The organism is Rhizobium sp. B230/85, from assembly GCF_019355735.1.
Lineage (GTDB): Bacteria > Pseudomonadota > Alphaproteobacteria > Rhizobiales > Rhizobiaceae > Rhizobium > Rhizobium rhododendri.
Genome location: NZ_CP072156.1, coordinates 2,855,368 through 2,873,840, shown reverse-complemented (window position 1 = coordinate 2,873,840; position 18,473 = coordinate 2,855,368). Strand labels below are relative to the sequence as shown.

Genomic DNA, 18,473 nt, shown 5'->3' with positions numbered 1-18,473 from the left:
CTCGACTTCGGGCAGCCGTCGGGTATGATCGAGCCAGCCGACGTTGGATCGGTGGCCTTGTGAGGTGCCGTGCCATGACCCTCGAACCGCTGCTGTCGGCTTCGCCCGCCATTCACATCCATGTGGTTGCCGTGGTCACATCAGCGCTGCTCGGCGCCTACCTGCTGTTGCGGCGCAAGGGGACGTGGCTGCATCGGCTGCTTGGTAAGATCTGGCTTTTGCTGATGGCCGTCGGGGCGTTTTCCAGCTTCTTCATCCATGAACTAAACGTCTTTCATGGCTTCAGCCCGATCCATCTTCTGTCGGTCTTCGTCCTCTATTCCTGCGTCCAGGCGATTGTCGCTGCTCGCCGGCATGACATTGCGCGTCATCGTCGTGTTGTCCTGGGACTTTATTTTGGTGGTATCGGGGGTGCCGGCGCCTTCACGCTGCTGCCGCACCGGATCATGAACGCTGTGGTCTTTACCGGTCACGAGACGATGCCCCTGCTGCTGCTGGTGGCGATGGCATTATTCCTTGCATGGGCCGCCTGGGGCGCCCGGAGCATTCCCGTCTGATGTGCGATGTTGGCCTTCGCGACTGGTCATCGGGCATGCGGCGGATATATAGGCTTTAACGGGATATCCGTGAGCGCAGCCGGGGAGACAGGTCATGGAATGGAAGGGACGTCGACAGTCCGACAATATCGAGGATGAGCGTGGCTCTTCAGGAGGCACCGGACCGCTTGGCGGCGGTGGTGGAGGTTTCAACTTTCCGGGCGGTGGCATGCGGCGGGCCGGCGGCGGCCTCAGCATTGGCACGATCGTCGTCCTGGTGGTGATCTACCTCATTCTCAAGGCGATGGGCATCGACATGCTGCAGATCCTCAGCCAGGGTGATACCGGCAATACCGGCTCCAGCTACCAGCAGAGCAACTCGGCGCCGCAGAACCCGGGCAACGATGAAACAAAGGCGTTCGTCGCCACCGTGCTTGCCGAGACCGAGGATACCTGGGGCGGCATCTTCAAATCCATGGGCAAGACCTATGAGGACCCGAAGCTGGTGCTGTTCACCAACAGGCTGAACTCGGGCTGCGGCCTAGCTTCCACCGCGTCCGGGCCGTTTTACTGCCCGTCCGATCGCAAGATTTATCTTGACATGGGATTCTTCCAGGAGATGAAGGACAAGTTCGGTGCTTCAGGCGATTTCGCGCAGGCCTATGTCGTCGCGCACGAAGTCGGCCATCACGTCCAGAACCTGCTCGGCATCCTGCCGAAGGCCGATCAGGCGCGCAGCCAGATGAACGAGGTGGACAGCAACAAGATGTCCGTTCGCATCGAGTTGCAGGCTGACTGCTTTGCCGGGATCTGGGGCAAGTTTACGCAGCAAAAGGGCATTCTCGACAGTGGCGATTTGGAGGAGGCGTTGAACGCAGCCCAGCAGATCGGCGACGACACGCTGCAGAAGAAGAGCCAGGGCTATGTCGTGCCTGACAGCTTCAACCACGGCACATCGGCGCAGCGTGTCAAATGGTTCAAGCAGGGCTTCGACAGCGGCAAGCTGACCTCCTGCGACACGTTTTCGAACCCGGTCTGAGCGAACGCTCGCTGTCCGGTTTGGTATCGATAAAGGCCGGCATTGCAGGGATACTGCGATGCCGGCCTTTTGCTTTTTAAGCGTATTTCATGGCATTGAGGTCCGACAGCAGCGTCGGGCCGGTTGGGCGCCAGCCGAGCGCTGCCTGCGTGTGGGCGCTCGATGCGGGCATGTCCATGCCGACAAACATGCCCATCCAGCCAAAATGCTCCGACGCCTTTTCAGGTGCGATCGAGACGACCGGCACGTTGAGACCCCGCCCGAGGGCTTCGGCGATTGCACGGCTCTCGATGCCTTCCTCGCCAACGGCGTTATAGCGCGCTCCCCGTTCAGCCTTTTCGATGGCGAGCCGATAGAGGCGCGCGACATCCAGGAGATGGCCGGCAGGCCAGCGATTGCGGCCATCGCCAACATAGGCCGAGACGCCTTTCTGCCTCGCTATATCAAGTAGCGGCGTGATCAGGCCCTGTTTGTGCGTGTCGTGGACCTGCGGCAACCGCATCACCGAGACGTTGATCCCCCGTTCCAGAAGCGCGTTGCCGGCAAACTCCGAGGCAATGCGTGGATTGGGATGGCTGACATCGAACACGTCTTCGGTGGCAGGCTCGCCAGGGCCGCGGCTACCGATGCCGGTGCCTGATGTGATGACCAGCGGCCGGTCCGAACCGGCAAGCGCCGATCCCAGCGCTTCGATGGCTCGCCCGTCTTTTGCGCAGTTCTCGACAAATCGCGAGAAGTCGTGGTCGAAGGCGGCGTGGATGACGCCGTCCGCCTTTGCCGCTCCGCTGCGCAGGCTGTCGGTGTCCTCCAGCGTTCCACGGTGGACTTCGACACCTGCTGCAGCCAAAGCCGCAGCACCTGCATCCGAGCGCGTCATGCCGATCACCTGATGGCCTGCCTTGAGGAGTTCGGGCACGAGGGCCGAACCAATGAAGCCGGTAGCACCGGTCAGAAATATACGCACGATAGACCTCCTTGTTGGTTGCAATCACTATCGCCGACATATTTATCCTGTTAAAGTAGTGACCTTATCAGGGTATAAACTATAACGGGATCGCCATGCCGACAAATGCCGCAGGTTCACTGGCGTCCTTCCTGAAGGATCGTCGCACACGGCTCGACCCGGCAGCGTTCGGGTTCTCCGGGCGCAGGCGGACGCCCGGATTGCGCAGGGAGGAAGTTGCCCAGCGCGCCAATATCAGTCCGACATGGTACACATGGCTGGAGCAGGGGCGCGGTGGCGCACCGTCTGCCGACGTCCTGAACCGGATTGCCAGCGGGCTGATGCTGACAGAGCCGGAACGCGAGCATCTGTTCATGCTTGGTCTCGGGCGGCCACCCGAGGTCTGCTACAAATCGGTCGAGGGCGTCTCTCCCCGTCTTCAACGACTGCTGGATACGCTCGACGCCAGTCCTGCGTTCATCAAGACAGCCACCTGGGATGTCGTCGCCTGGAACCAGGCCTCTGCGGTCGTTTTGACGGACTACGGCGCACTTCCGGCCGAGCAGCGCAATATCCTGCGCCTGATGTTCTGCAACCCAGCCATTAAGGGCAAGCAGCACGACTGGGAAAGTGTCGCGCGCGTTGTCGTCAGCGCCTTCAGGGCCGATGTGGCGCGGGCAGGTGCGGTGTCCGAGGTTGCCGATCTCGTCGAGGAACTGTGTCAGGCCAGCCCCGAATTCACGGCGCTATGGCGGGAAAACGACGTCAAGATCCACGGCGATGGCCTGAAGCGGATCCATCATCCGATCCTCGGCCTGGTTGAACTGGAATACTCCGCCTTCGCCGTCGATGGCCGGCCCGATCTCAGCCTGTTCATCTACAATCCAGTCGACCCAGGTATCGCCGACCGCATCCGCGTGCTTGCCGCGGACCGTCAACGTGCTCGTGAGGGAAAGTCGATCTGAACGCCGCCGGAATAGCCTGAGAGACGTTTCAGCCGGCGGACGCCCGCTTCTCCAGGAGCTGTTCGAAAGCCGCCTTGATCTTCATGACATGCGGCGTCTTGTATTCGAAGCCTTCATTGTGGAGATGGACCAGCATGGTGGCATTGACCTCGAAGACCACGACCTTGCCACTTGCATCGATGGAGCAGTCGATGCCGAAATAATCGAGATTGACGATGCGCCTGATGGTCTCGAGGGCTGCCATGGCGGATGGGCCGAAGACATGCGTCGGCTTTTCCAGGAAAGCTTGTTCCTCCCGGCGCATCCATTCGAGTTCCGTCATGCGTGTCGAGATATGATGGACTTTCCAGCTTTCGCCGATCGCCAGATGGTAGGGAAAGATCTCGTCGCCGACGAAAATCAGCCGGTATTTTCGAAAGAAACCGTCCTGCGAGCGATAGTCTACGAAGTCTGTGAGATAGAGCGGCTGATCGCCGGCTTGCTCGGCAAAAGTCCGCAATTCTTGCCGGCTGGCCACAACTTCCATCATCTCGCCACCATGCGTGCCGGCATGGCGCACGATCAGCGGAAAGGCGTGGCTCTCACCATCGGCAAGGCGGCGCAGGAGTTCGGCCGCGCCGATACGGCTGGTAGCGGGCACGACGGTATCGCGGACGGCGACCAGGCGCCGCGAGATTGTCTGGCGGTCGGTTCCGACGATCAGCGCCGGATGATTGATTACCGGTTTGCGCAGAGAAGCGACGAGTTCACCGAGAGCGCCGATCATGTCGAGGCCGAGGTCGGCGTCGGAGATGAGGTTGACGACGACGTCGGCATTTTTGGCGAGTGCCGCGACATCGTAGTAATGGTTCTCCAGCACGATCACGAGGTCCGTATCGAAGCGGACATTCCGGATGAGATCTTCGTAGGGTGTATTGCCGGCAAAGGGCGAGAACAGCATCAGCGCCCGGAAGGCTGCCGGCTGCTGTGATGCCGGATAGCTGCAGGCCACGCCAGCCTTGGCGGCAGCAAGAAAGCTCGCCCTTGCGGCATCGGTGTTGCCGAGGTGCAGTTCGGCGTTGCCGCAGAGAAGCAGCGCGTCCTGATTGCCGGGTTCGAGTGCCAGAACCGCACGAGCGGCCAGCAGGGCATCATCCATCTTTCCCGCAGCCTTCAGGGCTACACCGAGGTTCGTCATGCATGAGATATCATCGGGCGAGAGCGTCAGGGCGCGTTCGTAGGCCGCAATCGCCTGGCCAAGATTGCCTGCCTTCTGCAGGAGATCGCCGAGCAACGACCAGGACGAGACGTCGGCCGGCTGAAGCGTGCAGGCGCGGGCAGCGGCATCGATCGCCGCCGGCAGATCGCCCAGCGATTCCAGCACATGGCTGCGCTTGACGAAGGCAGGGGCATGATCGTTTTTCAGTGTAATCGACCGGTCGAGACTGGAGAGGGCTTCCTGCAGATGCCAGCCCTCGGCCTGCAACTCGCCGCGGCTATACCAGCAGGCAGCATCGTCCGGCCTCAAGGTCACGAGCCTGTCGTAGCATTGCAAGGCACCTGCCGCATCGCCCGTCGATCGCAGTGCCATCGCCAGGCCGTTTAACGCCTGGATGTCGTCCGGCCGTAGGCGCAGGGATGCTTCGAACCAGGAAACGGCTTCCAATGGCCTGTCGACCTGGATCAGGAGATAGGCGAGCGTATTGCAGGCGACAGGTTCGCCGGTGACGAGCCTGTGCTCCGACTGCAGGAGGGCAATGGCACCATCATAGTCTGCCGCGCCCAGCAATTCCGCCGTTCGGCCGAGGATGGCGGAAAGGGCTGACGGCTCGGGAGACAAAGGCACGACGTACTGGTTCATAAAATCGGCTTTCAAGAGACGCGGTAATCGTAGTTTCTGCCCCGTTGTCTCATTGCCAATTCAGTCTTGTTTGAAGCTGACCAGCGCATTGGTGAATTCAGCGCTGGCTCTTTTCGCTGTCCATGTGTGCCAGCATTGCGGTCGGGTAACGGTCGCCGGCGGCAGCATCTTTCGGAACGGCTGTCTCGATGTCGGCCAGATCGTCGGCGGAAAGATGCACGGCCTGCGAACCGAGCGCCTCGCTCAGACGGTCGCGACGGCGGGCGCCGACGAGGGGGACGATGTCCGCGCCCTTGGCCGTCACCCAGGCAATGGCAATCTGCGCCACCGAGGCATTCCGGGCTTTCGCGATTGTGCGAAGCGCCTCTACCAGTGCGAGGTTCTTATCGATATTGCCTTCCTGGAAACGTGGGCTGAAGGCGCGGAAATCCCCTTTGGACTTGCCGCCATCCTTCTGCCAGTGGCCGCTGATCAGGCCCCTGGAAAGGACGCCATAGGCGGTGACGGCAATGCCGAGATCGCGGCACGTTGGCAGGATTTTCTCCTCGATGCCGCGCGAGATCAGCGAATACTCGATCTGCAGGTCGACGATCTCGTGCACGGCTGCGGCCCGGCGGATGGTATCTGCACCGACTTCCGAAAGGCCGATATGCCTGACATATCCCGCCTTGATGAGGTCGGCGATGGCGCCAACCGTCTCTTCGATTGGCACGTTCGGATCGAGCCGCGCAGGGCGGTAGATGTCTATGTGATCGACGCCGAGCCGTTGCAGCGTGTAGGCGACGAAGTTCTTGATTGCCGCAGGCCGGCAGTCATAGCCGCTCCAGCCGCCGGCGGGATCGCGGAGCGCACCGAACTTGACGCTGAGCAGGAAGTCGTCGCGATTGCGGTCCTTGATGGCTTCGCCGATCAGCATCTCGTTGTGGCCCATGCCGTAGAAATCACCGGTGTCGAGCAGGTTGACGCCTGCATCGAGAGCCGCGTGGATGGTGGCGATGCTTTCTGCCCGGTCCGATGGACCGTACATGCCGGACATGCCCATGCAGCCGAGGCCGATTGACGATACCTGCGGGCCGGTGGTGCCCAGACGAACCTTTTCCATGCTCATTCTCCTTGATGGCGGACTTCCGTCTGAAGTCTTCGAAAGACGTTTACTCCCTCGCGCGTTGTGCGATAATCGGTATATTGAGAAACAGGCCGTACGGAATTTTGCACAATGGACGACCTGCCGCTCGGCGATCTCGCCGCCTTCCATGCCGTTGCCCGAGAACGCAGTTTTCGCGCCGCCGCTCGCAACCGCAACGTCTCGCCTTCGGCGCTTAGCGAGGCGGTGCGCCGGCTGGAAGAAAAGCTCGGCCTGCGGCTGTTGAACCGTACCACCCGCAGCGTTACCCCGACGGAAGCCGGTGAGCGGCTAATGGAACGGCTGGCGCCTGCCTTCAGCGACGTTGCTGCCGCTCTCGACCAGATCAACAGTTCCGACGATAACCCGGCCGGCACGTTGAAGCTGAACATCCCCTCCATCGTTGCCCGTTATATCATGCCTGGGCTGCTTGGTCGTTTCATGGCGCTCTATCCGGATATCCGGCTGGAGGTGGCGGCCGACGATAGCTTCATCGACGTGCTGGCCGCCGGCTTCGACGCCGGTGTGCGCTATGGCGAGCGGCTGGAACAGGACATGATCGCGGTACCGCTCGGGCCGCGCGAGCAGCGTTATGTGACCGCCGCGTCTCCGGCCTATCTCGAAGCCAATGGCACGCCGCAACATCCGAGCGACCTGCTCGAGCACCGCTGCATCCGACACCGTTTCGTCAGCCGTTCGGTAGGACTTTGGGAATTCGAGCGAGGCGAGGAGAGCCTCGTCCTCTCGCCGCCGGCCTCGCTGATCACCGATTCGCTCGAGATCGAGGTCGGTGCCGCCGTGCGCGGACTGGGCGTGCTGCGCTGTTTCGAGGAGATAGTCGCGCCTGCCGTCGAAAAGGGAGAACTGGTCCTTATTCTCGACGAATGGGTCAGCCGTTTTCCCGGACCGTTTCTCTACTATGCCAGCCGCCGCCACATGCCCGGGCCGCTGCGCGCCTTCGTGGATTTTCTGAAGGCCGACCAGAAACGGGCCGTGCAGCCGTGAAATCAATATCTAATGTTCTGGTCTGGAACGAATTTTGGCGATTTATCGATCAATAAATTTGATCTGTTCACCCATTGTTTCTGCGCTACGATAGCGCTCACAAGTACTGCGGTTTTGCGTTCCCGTTCTGTCTCTTCAGATGCCCGGGCCTATCAACACAGGCGCCTTTCATGATCGATCCGACATTTGCACGCCGCGGCCTCTTCCTCGTTTTTGTCATCCTGCTCCTCGACATCATCGGCATAGCCATCATCATGCCGGTGCTGCCGGCCTATCTCGAGGAATTGACGGGGGCCTCCATCAGCGAGGCTGCGGTGGAAGGGGGGTGGCTGCTGCTCGCCTATGCCGGCATGCAGTTCCTGTTTGCGCCGTTTATCGGCAATCTCTCGGATCGGTTCGGGCGCCGGCCCGTCCTTTTGGCGTCGGTACTGACCTTTGCCATCGACAACCTGATCTGCGCGCTGGCGACAAGTTACTGGATGCTGTTCGTCGGCCGAATCTTGGCCGGCATCAGCGGTGCCAGCATCGCCACATGCTCGGCCTACATCGCCGATGTCAGCAATGACCAGAACCGCTCGAAAAATTTCGGGCTGATCGGCATCGCTTTCGGCGTGGGTTTCGTGCTCGGGCCGATCATCGGCGGTTTTCTCGGCGGGTTCGGTGCGCGCGTGCCGTTTTTCGGCGCTGCATTCGTGTCGCTGGTCAACTTCGTGCTCGCCTGCTTCATGTTGCCGGAGACGCTGGAAGCGAAGAACCGCCGCCGGTTCGACCTCTCGCGGGCCAACCCTTTCGGTGCGCTGAAGCAGATGCGCAGCTATCCCGGTATCGGCTGGATCGGCCTGGTGTTTTTTCTCTACTGGCTGGCTCACACCGTCTATCCCGCCGTCTGGCCTTTCGTCAGCGCCGACCGGTACGGCTGGAACGAGCGGCAGATCGGTCTGTCGCTCGGCGTGTTCGGCATCGGCAGCGCCGTCGTCATGGGCTTCGTCATGCCGCGCCTGGTGCCCGTCCTCGGCGAATGGCGGACGGCGCTGGTCGGTCTTGCCTTCTGTACCGCTGGTCTTGCCGGCTATGCCTCCGCCTGGGAGGGGTGGATGGTCTATGCGGTCATCGTTGCGACAGCGTTGGAAAGCGTGGCGGATGCGCCGCTGCGCAGCATTGCCTCAGCCTCTGTGCCGGCCTCGGCGCAGGGTGAGTTGCAGGGTGCCATGAGCAGCCTTTCCAGCCTGACGACGATCATCGGACCGCTGATCTTCACCCAGTTGTTCGGTTGGTTCACCGGGCCCAGTGCACCCATCGTCTTTGCCGGGGCTCCCTATGCGCTGGCATCGGTCTTCCTGCTGGTGGCGCTTCTGGTCTTTGTGGTCAGGGTGCGCTCGAAAGCGCGAGACGTTGAAGAAAATGCCTAAGGCTTAGTCATTCCTCATGGAATCTGCCGCATTCTTCGTCAAAATTGCGCTCGCGACTGGCTTATGAAGCCTATTTGCGCTACCAGCGCCCGAAACGCTTGCGACCCATCCGGTCGACCGGCGCAGCGAACGACGAGACTTTCGACATGGATACGCCTTTGCTTGCGCAGCGTTTTGCGCATAACGACGACAATTCCTGGCCAGCGCATTTCCGCGCTGCAATCATGCTTGGCGTGCCGCTGATCGGCGCACAGCTGGCGCAGCTCGGTATAAACACGACGGATGTGATGATCGTCGGCAGGCTCGGGGCCGAGCAACTGGCCGCCATGGTGCTTTCGGGCCAGTTCCTGTTCACCATCCTGATCTTCGGCTCCGGCTTTTCCATCGCCGTCATTCCGATGGTGGCGCAGGCTTATGGGCGCGACGACGTCATCAGCGTTCGCCGCTCTCTGCGGATGGGGCTGTGGGTGGCCGTTGCCTACTGGCTAATCATGCAACCGGCGTTTTACTACGCCGAGGACATTCTGCTTGCCGCCGGGCAGAAGCCGGATGTCGCCAGACTTGCCGCAGGCTATATCGCGATCGGCCACTTCGCGCTGCTGCCGGCGTCGCTCTACAATGTGATCCGCTCGCTGGTCAGCGCCATCGGGCGGGCGAGTATCGTGCTCTACGTCACCATCGCCATGCTCGCCATGAATGCGCTGCTGGCCTACGGGCTGGTGCTCGGCCATTTCGGCCTGCCTGCCATGGGTCTGCGGGGTGCCGCCTATGTGGCGCTTGCGGTGCAGACAGCTGGATTCCTGTTCATCGTCGGCTATGTGCAGAGCATTGCCGAGACACGCCGCTATGAGATTTTCGTTCGCCTCTGGCGGCCGGACTGGCATGCCTTGTGGGACGTCGTCCGGCTCGGCCTGCCCATCAGCATCACCATCCTTGCCGAAGTCAGCCTGTTTACCGCAGCCTCGTTGCTGATCGGCAGGATCGGCACCATCGAGCTTGCCGCCCACGGCATCGCGCTGCAATGGGCATCCATCGCCTTCATGATCCCGCTCGGGCTTTCGCAGGCGGCCACCGTCCTGATCGGTGTCGCCCATGGCCGTGGGGACCGCACCGCACTCATACGCGCGGCGATTACCGTGCTCATCATCTCCTCGACGCTGTCCGTAATAGGCGGGATCCTGTTTGCCACGATGCCTGAATATTTCGGCAGCTGGTTCCTCGATGTAACCTCCGCCGAGGCGCCGCAGGTGCTCGCCTATGCCGCGCCGCTAATCGTCGTTGCCGGAATTTTCCAGCTGGTGGATGGGTTGCAGGCTATCGCCAGCGGCCTCTTGCGCGGTCTGAAGGACGCGCGGGTACCGATGATCATCGCACTGGTCGCCTACTGGCCGATCGGCTTCCTGCTCGCCTGGGTGCTGGCGTTTCCGCTCGGTCTCGGTGGCATAGGCATCTGGCTCGGCTTCCTTCTAGGTCTCGCCGCAGCAGCAACGATGCTGTGCGTCCGGTTTTATCTGCTGGTGAAGGCGGAAGGGCGCGACGAGTTGGCTGACTGAATTTGCGGCTCGGAGGATGAATCCTGTGAAGAAGCTGTAATCTACAGTTTACAAAACTGTGAGCTGTCTCTACATTGTGTCGATGCCCGAAGTTCGGCAGACGATCTTGTTCAGGCGTTGGTTCGATGGCCTGAAAGACAAGCGTGCGGTTGAGCGGATCACCCAGCGTATCGTTCGACTGCAAGCCGGTTTGTTTGGAGACATAAAATTCTTCGATGGCATCGGCGAGTTGCGCGTCGATCATGGGCCTGGGTATCGGGTTTATTTTGTGCAGCGCGGATCTGTCCTGGTCATTTTACTGTGGGGCGGCGACAAGAGTTCTCAAACCCGCGATATACGGAAAGCCAAGGCCATGGCGAATGATTTGGAGATTTGATTGCCAGTGAAGACGCTACCTTTCGATGCTGCAGATCATTTGCAGAGCGGCCAATCCCAGCTTGAGTTGCTGAGCGATGCTTTTAATTCCGGGAGCGCATCCTATGTCGCGGTGGCGTTGGGCGTCATTGCGCGCGCCAAAGGCATGACGGAAGTATCGAAAACGGCAGGCATCACCCGCGAAGCGCTATACAAAGCTCTCAGCGCCGACGGCGATCCGAAGCTGAGCACGCTGCTTGGCGTGCTCAACGCTCTCGACCTCCAGCTGAAATTGGCCCCTGGCAACAAAAAAGCCCCGGACTGAAAATTCAGCCAGGGCTCAGATCGATGTTCCTTAATAAGGTTTAGCGTTCAGTCAGGGCCGGTTCGCCCTTCTTCTCGCGCACCATGTTGATGAAGCGGCGGAAGAGGTAGTGGCTATCCTGCGGGCCGGGCGAAGCCTCCGGATGGTGCTGGACGGAGAACACCGGCTTACCGGAAAGCCTGAGGCCGCAGTTCGAGCCGTCGAACAGAGATACGTGAGTCTCTTCAACGCCTTCCGGCAGCGACTTCGCGTCGACCGCGAAGCCATGGTTCATCGAGACGATCTCGACCTTGCCTGTCGTGTGGTCCTTGACCGGATGGTTGGCGCCGTGGTGGCCCTGATGCATCTTTTCGGTCTTGCCGCCGAGCGCCAGGCCAAGCATCTGGTGGCCGAGGCAGATCCCGAACATCGGGATGTCGCTGTCGATCAGGTCCTTGATGACAGGCACGGCATATTCTCCGGTTGCTGCCGGGTCGCCGGGGCCGTTCGACAGGAAGACGCCGTCCGGCTTGAGGGCAAGCACATCTTCGCTCGAGGCATTGGCCGGCAGGATCGTCACCTTGCAGTCGAGGCCGGCAAACAGCCGGAGGATGTTGCGCTTGACCCCGTAGTCGAGGCAGACGACGTGGTATTTTGCCTCTTCGGGGCCGAGTTCGCCATAGCCTTCGTTCCAGACCCAAGGGGTCTGCGCCCATTGGGCCGATTGGCCCGAAGTCGCGACTTTGGCGAGATCGAGGCCTTCGAGGCCGCTCCACGCCTTGGCGTCGGCCTTCAGTTGGTCGATGTCGAAGGTGCCGGTCGGTTCGTGGGCGATGACGGCGTTGGGCGCGCCATGCTCGCGGATCCAGGCGGTCAGCGCCCTTGTGTCGATGCCGCACATGCCGATGATGCCGCGGCCCTTCAGCCAGGCATCGAGATGCTTGAGCGAGCGATAGTTCGAAGGGTTGCTGATGTCGGCCTTGAAAATGACGCCGACGGCGCCGTGGCGACCGGCGGGCGTCAGATCCTCGACGTCCTCGTCATTGGCGCCGACATTGCCGATATGCGGGAAAGTGAAGGTGACGATTTGGCCGAGATAGGAGGGGTCTGTGAGGATTTCCTCGTAGCCGGTCAGCGCCGTGTTGAAGCAGACTTCGGCCTGCACCTTGCCGGTGGCGCCGATGCCCTTGCCCTCGATCACGGTGCCATCAGCAAGAACCAGCATGGCGGTCGGCAGTTCGGTCGTCCAGGGGGCAGTCGCGGTCATTGTTATCCCGTTTCCGGCGTGCGCGTGCCAAACCTTGCAAAGGTCGGCCGCAGTCGCCATTCTGGTTCGCGGACAGGAGCGCACGACAAAGGTCGCGCTGTATCAGGTCCTGATATCGATGTGTGTGCAGGTCCCGGTCAATAGCCAAATGTGTCCCGCCGGTCAATCTATCTAGGGCAATTCCCGTGCAATTGCGTTGATCGGTCGCGACCCGATAGTCTAAGAGACATGCAAACAGATGAGGGGCGGCCGATTTTCGCGGCTGGCCCGTTGAAGGAGTGTACCATGATCCGCGAAACGCTTGCCAACGCCCAGAAAGATGCGATGCGCGCCAAGGATGCTGCCCGGCTTTCGACCGTGCGGCTGATCCTGTCGGCCATCAAGGACCGCGACATCGCCAATCGCGGCGTCGCCAAGGAGGCGGCCAGCGACGACGAGATCCTGCAGATCCTCGCCAAGATGATCAAGCAGCGCGACGAATCGGCCAAGATCTACGACGAGGGCAAGCGCCCGGAACTGGCTGCCAAGGAGCGCGAGGAAATCGCCATTATCCAAGGCTACATGCCGGAGCAGATTTCCGACGACAAGGCCCGGGAGATCATTGCCGGGGTTATCGCCGAGACCGGCGCTGCCGGCATCAAGGACATGGGGAAGTGCATGGCCGTGCTGAAGGAGCGCTATGCGGGCCAGATGGATTTCGCCAAAGCCTCCGGGATCCTGAAGGATTTGCTGAAATAATGCCAACGAGCCCAAGGACATAAAAAAGGCAGGAGCTGGGGGGAGCTCCTGCCTTTGTACTTTGCAGCCGTCTGATGACGCAGGGTGGGGCCCAAAATCAGACGTCTATAGCAAAGCCACCCATGTGAGACCGCGCCGGGGGTAGGGATGGTGTCTCACACGGGAATTCGAAAAATCAGCGGTTTGTCGAGGCCTTCGTTTGTGTCGCGGGGTGATGCGCCATCTGCCAAGCCATGACAGCTTGGTCGAAAGATTTCAGGCTATTTGCCTGACTGTCGTTCATGGCCGAGGCACTGTAGTTTGCCATCGCGAAGATGGCTGCGGCGGCAAAGGGGACGATCAGTATTCGCATGCCATTCTCCTAAACAGGAAGCTCTCCTCGGCTTCCGGTTCGGCGGGGCTGTCCGGACATGTCGCGTCGCAAAGATATCAACTCTGCCGGCATGTCCTAGCCCGTACCTGCAAGCTATTGCGCTGCAGCATGCTTTTCAAATTACAAAAAAATAATGTTTCGCGCGGCAAGTTCGGCCGCAAATGCGCCGTGATCGAGGTGTCGGCAGCGGCGATCTGCATCCTTGTTGCGACCGATGCCGCCACTATTTGGCGCGCCGCTTCTTTTCCTCGCTCATGTAGTGACGCAGGACAGCATTGATCCGGGTCTGGTAGCCCTTGCCGCTGGCCTGGAAGAAATCGACGATATCCTGATCAAGCCGGATCGACACGGCTTTCTTGGCGACGGGAACCATCCACTCGGCCTTCGACCAGTCGATGTCGATGAAGTCAGCCCAATCGGGATCGTCGCGCATGGCACGCTCGATGTCTTCATCGGTCATGGCATCGACGCGCGCCCAGTCTGTCTCGCTCACCTCGCCACGGGCGCGTTTCGCAAGGATTTCGTCAGTGGTTATTCTGGTGATATTCTCTGATTTCATTCTTTCGTGCCGCACGGGCTGAAATGATCCGGCATATCTCGCCTCTCATCGTATAGACAATGGCGATCAGTTTTCCGGAGTCGGTGCAGATTGCCACCGTGCGGACTTCTCCTTCTCTGTCAAAGCCGTATTCGATATGCGGTTCACGCAAAGCGAGAACGGCATCTTCGAAATCTATTCAGTGTTTGCGCAAATTCGATTGGCGTTTGTCATCGTCCCATTCGTGGGAGGCAAATCGTATTCGGATCAGCGGCATGGAGTTCTCTCGTCCCTCACAGCCGCTAAACTCGATTGTTGTATTTCAAATTGTATATACAGCACCCGCTTTGTCAATCCTGTGGATCAGCACTGACCCCCACGAGTTTCATGGCAATGGCGGACGTTAGGGCTTATAGGAGAAGCATCAGCCAGAGGTGTCCATGCGATTTTCCCCGACCTTTCTTGACGAGATCCGCGACCGCGTTCCGATATCGGACGTGATCGCGCGGCGCGTCAGCTGGGACAAGCGCAAGACCAACGTGTCGCGGGCCGACTACTGGGCTTGCTGCCCGTTCCACGGCGAGAAGTCGCCGAGCTTCCACTGCGAGGACCGCAAGGGCCGCTATCATTGCTTTGGCTGCGGCGTCACCGGCGATCATTTTCGTTTCCTGACCGATCTCGAGGGCCTGAGTTTTCCCGAGGCGGTGCAGCAGGTGGCCGATATGGCCGGCATCGCCATGCCGGCGGCCGATCCGGTTGCCGAGAAGCGCCAGCGCGAGCAGACCTCGCTGCTCGACGTGATGGAGATGGCAACGCAGTATTTCCAGGAGCAGCTGCAGAGCCCAAGCGGCGCGCGGGCCCGGGCCTATCTTCGTGACCGCGGCCTGACGGGCCGGACCATCGAGACCTTTCGGCTCGGCTTTGCGCTCGACAGCCGCAACGCGCTGAAGGAATATCTGGCTGGAAAGAACGTGCCCAAGGACCAGATCGAGGCCTGCGGGCTCGTCGTCCACGGGTCGGACATCCCGGTTGCTTACGACCGCTTTCGCGACCGCATCATGTTCCCGATCCTGTCGTCGCGCGACAAGGTGATTGCCTTTGGCGGCCGCGCCATGGCGCCGGATGCGCCGGCCAAGTACCTGAACTCGAACGAGACCGAGCTCTTCCACAAGGGCAACGTGCTCTATAATTTCAATCGCGCCCGGCGCGCCAGCCAGGGCGCTGATGGATCAGGCACGATCATTGCCGTCGAAGGCTACATGGACGTCATCGCGCTGCATCAGGCGGGCATCGAGAATGCCGTGGCGCCGCTCGGCACGGCGCTGACCGAAAACCAGCTGGAGCTGCTCTGGCGCATGACGCCGCAGCCGGTGCTGTGCTTCGATGGCGATGCCGCCGGCATCCGCGCTGCCAACCGCGGTGTCGACCTGGCCTTGCCGCGTTTGAAGCCCGGCTATTCGGTGCGCTTTGCCATGCTGCCCGACGGCAAGGACCCCGACGACATGGTCCGCCACGAGGGCAGGGCTCCGTTCGACAAGGTGATGTCGCAGGCGCGGCCGCTGGCCGAGATGGTCTGGAGCCGCGAGGTCTCGAGCGGCAAGTTCGACACGCCGGAAAGCCGCGCCGAGCTCGAGGCGCGACTGAAGCAGATGGTATCGGTCATTGCCGACGAAAATGTCCGCCGCCACTACCAGCAGGATATCCGCGACCGGCTGAATGCTTTCTTCCAGCCGCAGTTTCGCAACGGCGGCAACCAGCAGGGCCGCAATTTCAGGAGCGGCAACGCCAGCGGTGGCCGGGCGGGCCGCAACGATCCGCGTGGCAACGGACCTGCCAGCACCAAGGCGCCGAATGCCATTTCCAACCGGCTGACCGGCTCCGGCATGGTGCGCGGCCATAGCGCTGCGCCTGCATTGCGCGAAAGCGTGCTGGCGCTGACCATCGTCAACCATCCGCTGCTGCTGCAGGATGAATATGACGAGATCGCCTCGATCGACTACGACAACCGTGATCTGCAGCGCCTGTGGTCGGCCATGCTCGGCACCGCGGCGGCACTGGCTGGCCCGCACCTGACCCGCGAGCATCTGGTCGAGAGGCTGGAGGCGCAGGGGTTTGCGGCGCTGATCAAGGGGCTGGACCAGCAGGTGCGCAATGCGCGGCTCTGGACTGCCACCGAGGAGGCCGCCATCGAGGATGCCCGCGAGGGATATCGTCAGGCGCTCGGGCTGCACAAGCGCACCAAGGCACTGCGCTGGCAGAAGATCGAGCTCGAGCGCGAGATTGCCGATGCCACCGAGGCCGGTGCCGAGGATGACATCGATCAACTGATGCGGGCGCTGAACGAGATCCAGCTGGAAATCTCCCGCATGGAAAACCAGGAAGCCATCATCGACGGCTTCGGCCTGCTGTCGGGCCGCGTCAAGGCAGCCGTCACCCACGGCGGCTGATGACTATGGGCTTCACCGCCCGCTGTCAGCTGCGCTGACATCTCCCCCCACAAGGGCGGAGATCATTCTTTTCGCTTGCGGGCTCGGGCCTCTCGGCCAATCTCCCCCTTGTGGGCGAGATGTCCCGGTGGGACAGAGGGGGGCGCCGCCGCAAACTCACAATCCATTGCGGTCACCGCCCCATCATCATGCGTCTCCCGTTCCCTTCGATCACCGACGATCCCGATCGGTCTGTGGCTCAGCTCACCAGCGTTGACACGCCGTTTGTGCCGCAGTTTCTGCGGTGGCGCCTCCGATGCGGAAAGCTCGAAGTCGGAATAGATCGTTCGCGCAACTACGGTTTACAGAAACCGGGCTCTCTGCGAAGAGGGGCCGACATTATCGTCGAGGCATCAAGGATTCGCTTCCCGAGCCCGGGCGGACAGCCGCCGAGGCCCGTGGGGGCGCTGGAACAGACCATGCAAAACTCGGACATTGCGCTCTTGCTGACCGCCCTTGGCGGCGTCATTTTTCTCGTCGTTCTCATCGTTTCCCGCGCGCGTCTGCATCCGCTGATCGCGCTGATCATCACTTCCATCGCTGTCGGACTGCTGACGGGGATGCCGACGGACAAGCTGATCAAGTCCATCGAGTCGGGTGCCGGCAACACGCTTGGCGCTGTCGGTCTCGTCGTTGCGCTGGGGGCGATGCTGGGCAGGATACTGGCAGATGGCGGGGTGACCGAGGGCATCTCCAATATCATCATCCGCAAGACCTCCGTGCGCCTGCTTCCCTGGGCGATGGCCGGGGCGGCCTTCATCATCGGCATCCCGATGTTCTTCGAGGTCGGGCTGGTCGTGTTGCTGCCGCTAATCTTCAGCGTGGCGCGCAAGCTCGATGCGGCCTCCAGCGTTCGCGGCTCGGCCTATGTCTATGTCGGCGTTCCCGTGATCGCTGCGCTCGCCGCCATGCACGGCATGGTGCCGCCGCATCCGGGACCGCTCACCGCCATCGCCTCGCTGCATACGAATATCGGCGCGACAATGCTCTATGGCTTTCTCGCCGCAATCCCGGCCATCATTCTCGGCGGACCGGTCTATGGCGCCTTCATCACGCCGCGACTGTCCGTTCGGCCGGATCAGGCGCTCATCGACCAGTTCTCGTCCGAAGGCCCCGTCGACGGTGCAGACCATACACCGCCTGGCCTCGCGCTCAGCCTGCTCACCGCCCTGTTGCCGGCGCTGCTGATGCTGGCGAACGCGATTGCCGAACTGGTGTTCCCCAAGGACGCGGCACTCGTGCATGTCACCGGGTTTCTGGGCGAGCCGGCCATTGCCATGCTGATCGGCGTGCTGTTTGCCGCCCTGATGCTTGTCTACATCGGAAATGGAAACACGGAGACGCTGCGCAGCTCGATGTCGGCGAGCGTCAAGCCGGTCGCCAACGTGCTCCTGATCATCGCTGGCGGCGGCGCATTCCAGCACGTCCTGACCGACGCCAAGGTCGGCGACGCGATCATGCATCTCAGCCAGCAGTTCTCTCTGTCGCCGCTTATCCTCGGCTGGATCATCTCGATGCTGTTGTCGGTGTCGACGGGTTCGGCCACCGTCGGCATTGTCGGAGCATCCGGCCTGCTCGGGCCGCTAGCGGGCGGCGAGGGGCTGAATGTGCCGTTGCTGGCGCTCTCGATCGGCTGCGGCTCGCTGTTCTTCAACTATGCCAACCATGCCGGCTTCTGGCTGGTGAAGGAATCCTTCGGCATGTCTATGGGCGAAGCGACGAAGACGATCTCCGTGGTCCAGTCCATCGTCTCGGTGGTCGGGCTGGTCATGGTGCTGCTCATGAACCTGCTGCCGCCGCTGATCTGATCGGGAAGGACGTTTCCCCTTCTCCCCTCGGGGGAGAGGGTGCCCGAAGGGCGGATGAGGGGCCTTGAGCCGACGGCGACGGCGCGAAGACCCCCTCATCACCTCGCATTCGCTCGGCACTTCTCCCCGAGGGGAGAAGGGAAGTGCAGCGGGTGCAGTCGACTTCGAAACATGCCATGGTGGGCCAGCCTC

Annotated in this window: 18 protein-coding genes; 11 read left to right on the top strand and 7 right to left on the bottom strand. The window is 61.4% G+C overall.

Going from position 1 to position 18,473, the window contains the following annotated elements:
• Positions 1–74: 74 nt before the first annotated feature.
• Both J5289_RS13890 and J5289_RS13885 read left to right on the top strand, forming a co-directional pair.
• Positions 75–557, top strand: coding sequence for a DUF2306 domain-containing protein (locus J5289_RS13890; RefSeq protein ID WP_209184298.1), 483 nt, complete (start codon positions 75–77; stop codon positions 555–557).
• Between the two features lie 94 nt (positions 558–651).
• Positions 652–1,575, top strand: a complete 924-nt coding sequence (locus tag J5289_RS13885) for a neutral zinc metallopeptidase (RefSeq protein WP_209184297.1) — start codon at positions 652–654, stop codon at positions 1,573–1,575.
• 76 nt (positions 1,576–1,651) lie between these two features.
• Here J5289_RS13885 and J5289_RS13880 read toward each other — a convergent pair whose 3' ends face one another.
• Positions 1,652–2,539, bottom strand: a complete 888-nt coding sequence (locus tag J5289_RS13880; protein WP_209184296.1) for an SDR family oxidoreductase — start codon at positions 2,537–2,539, stop codon at positions 1,652–1,654.
• A gap of 95 nt (positions 2,540–2,634) precedes the next feature.
• On the opposite strand from J5289_RS13880, the gene J5289_RS13875 reads away from it, so the two are divergent.
• On the top strand, positions 2,635–3,483 hold the full coding sequence (locus J5289_RS13875) for a helix-turn-helix transcriptional regulator (RefSeq protein ID WP_209184295.1): 849 nt from the start codon (positions 2,635–2,637) through the stop codon (positions 3,481–3,483).
• Positions 3,484–3,511: 28 nt separating this feature from the next.
• Here the strand turns inward: J5289_RS13875 and J5289_RS13870 are convergent, their stop codons facing one another.
• The gene (locus J5289_RS13870; RefSeq protein ID WP_209184294.1) at positions 3,512–5,323 is read right to left on the bottom strand and encodes a tetratricopeptide repeat protein; all 1,812 of its coding nucleotides are present in this window, start codon (positions 5,321–5,323) and stop codon (positions 3,512–3,514) included.
• 97 nt (positions 5,324–5,420) lie between these two features.
• A complete protein-coding gene (locus J5289_RS13865) occupies positions 5,421–6,425 on the bottom strand; it encodes an aldo/keto reductase (RefSeq protein WP_209184293.1) in 1,005 nt (334 codons plus the stop codon).
• Between the two features lie 114 nt (positions 6,426–6,539).
• Between J5289_RS13865 and J5289_RS13860 the strand changes: the two genes are divergently transcribed.
• The 5 genes from J5289_RS13860 (at position 6,540) to J5289_RS13840 (ending at position 11,092) form a co-directional block, all read left to right on the top strand.
• Entirely contained in the window at positions 6,540–7,451 is a 912-nt protein-coding gene (locus tag J5289_RS13860; RefSeq protein WP_209184292.1) for a LysR family transcriptional regulator, read from the top strand.
• A 170-nt stretch (positions 7,452–7,621) separates the two neighbouring features.
• Positions 7,622–8,860 carry a TCR/Tet family MFS transporter gene (locus tag J5289_RS13855; protein WP_209184291.1) on the top strand — a complete coding sequence of 413 codons (1,239 nt, stop codon included), beginning with the start codon at positions 7,622–7,624 and terminating at the stop codon, positions 8,858–8,860.
• Positions 8,861–9,006: 146 nt separating this feature from the next.
• Positions 9,007–10,413: an MATE family efflux transporter gene (locus J5289_RS13850; protein WP_209184290.1), complete on the top strand. Its 1,407-nt coding sequence runs from the start codon at positions 9,007–9,009 to the stop codon at positions 10,411–10,413.
• A 106-nt stretch (positions 10,414–10,519) separates the two neighbouring features.
• Positions 10,520–10,789 carry a type II toxin-antitoxin system RelE/ParE family toxin gene (locus tag J5289_RS13845; protein ID WP_307877405.1) on the top strand — a complete coding sequence of 90 codons (270 nt, stop codon included), beginning with the start codon at positions 10,520–10,522 and terminating at the stop codon, positions 10,787–10,789.
• 6 nt (positions 10,790–10,795) lie between these two features.
• Positions 10,796–11,092 carry an addiction module antidote protein gene (locus J5289_RS13840; RefSeq protein ID WP_307877418.1) on the top strand — a complete coding sequence of 99 codons (297 nt, stop codon included), beginning with the start codon at positions 10,796–10,798 and terminating at the stop codon, positions 11,090–11,092.
• A gap of 40 nt (positions 11,093–11,132) precedes the next feature.
• Here the strand turns inward: J5289_RS13840 and carA are convergent, their stop codons facing one another.
• Positions 11,133–12,338, bottom strand: a complete 1,206-nt coding sequence (carA, locus tag J5289_RS13835; protein WP_209184287.1) for a glutamine-hydrolyzing carbamoyl-phosphate synthase small subunit — start codon at positions 12,336–12,338, stop codon at positions 11,133–11,135.
• Positions 12,339–12,623: 285 nt separating this feature from the next.
• Here carA and J5289_RS13830 point away from each other — a divergent pair, with 285 nt between their 5' ends.
• A complete protein-coding gene (locus J5289_RS13830; protein WP_142823290.1) occupies positions 12,624–13,076 on the top strand; it encodes a GatB/YqeY domain-containing protein in 453 nt (150 codons plus the stop codon).
• A 175-nt stretch (positions 13,077–13,251) separates the two neighbouring features.
• On the opposite strand, the gene J5289_RS13825 is transcribed toward J5289_RS13830, so the two are convergent.
• The 3 genes from J5289_RS13825 to J5289_RS29225 form a co-directional block, all read right to left on the bottom strand.
• The gene (locus J5289_RS13825) at positions 13,252–13,428 is read right to left on the bottom strand and encodes a hypothetical protein (protein WP_209184286.1); all 177 of its coding nucleotides are present in this window, start codon (positions 13,426–13,428) and stop codon (positions 13,252–13,254) included.
• A gap of 244 nt (positions 13,429–13,672) precedes the next feature.
• Complete coding sequence (locus J5289_RS13820; RefSeq protein WP_209184285.1) at positions 13,673–14,008, bottom strand: BrnA antitoxin family protein; 336 nt, start codon at positions 14,006–14,008, stop codon at positions 13,673–13,675.
• Positions 13,974–14,159 (bottom strand): BrnT family toxin, encoded by a 186-nt coding sequence (locus tag J5289_RS29225; protein WP_247749157.1) that lies wholly within the window; start codon positions 14,157–14,159, stop codon positions 13,974–13,976. The genes J5289_RS13820 and J5289_RS29225 overlap by 35 nt, the downstream gene beginning before the upstream one ends.
• Before the next feature lie 268 nt (positions 14,160–14,427).
• Between J5289_RS29225 and dnaG the strand changes: the two genes are divergently transcribed.
• Both dnaG and J5289_RS13805 read left to right on the top strand, forming a co-directional pair.
• Complete coding sequence (gene dnaG, locus J5289_RS13810) at positions 14,428–16,434, top strand: DNA primase (RefSeq protein ID WP_209184284.1); 2,007 nt, start codon at positions 14,428–14,430, stop codon at positions 16,432–16,434.
• 458 nt (positions 16,435–16,892) lie between these two features.
• Positions 16,893–18,281, top strand: coding sequence for a GntP family permease (locus tag J5289_RS13805; RefSeq protein ID WP_209184283.1), 1,389 nt, complete (start codon positions 16,893–16,895; stop codon positions 18,279–18,281).
• Positions 18,282–18,473: the final 192 nt, after the last annotated feature.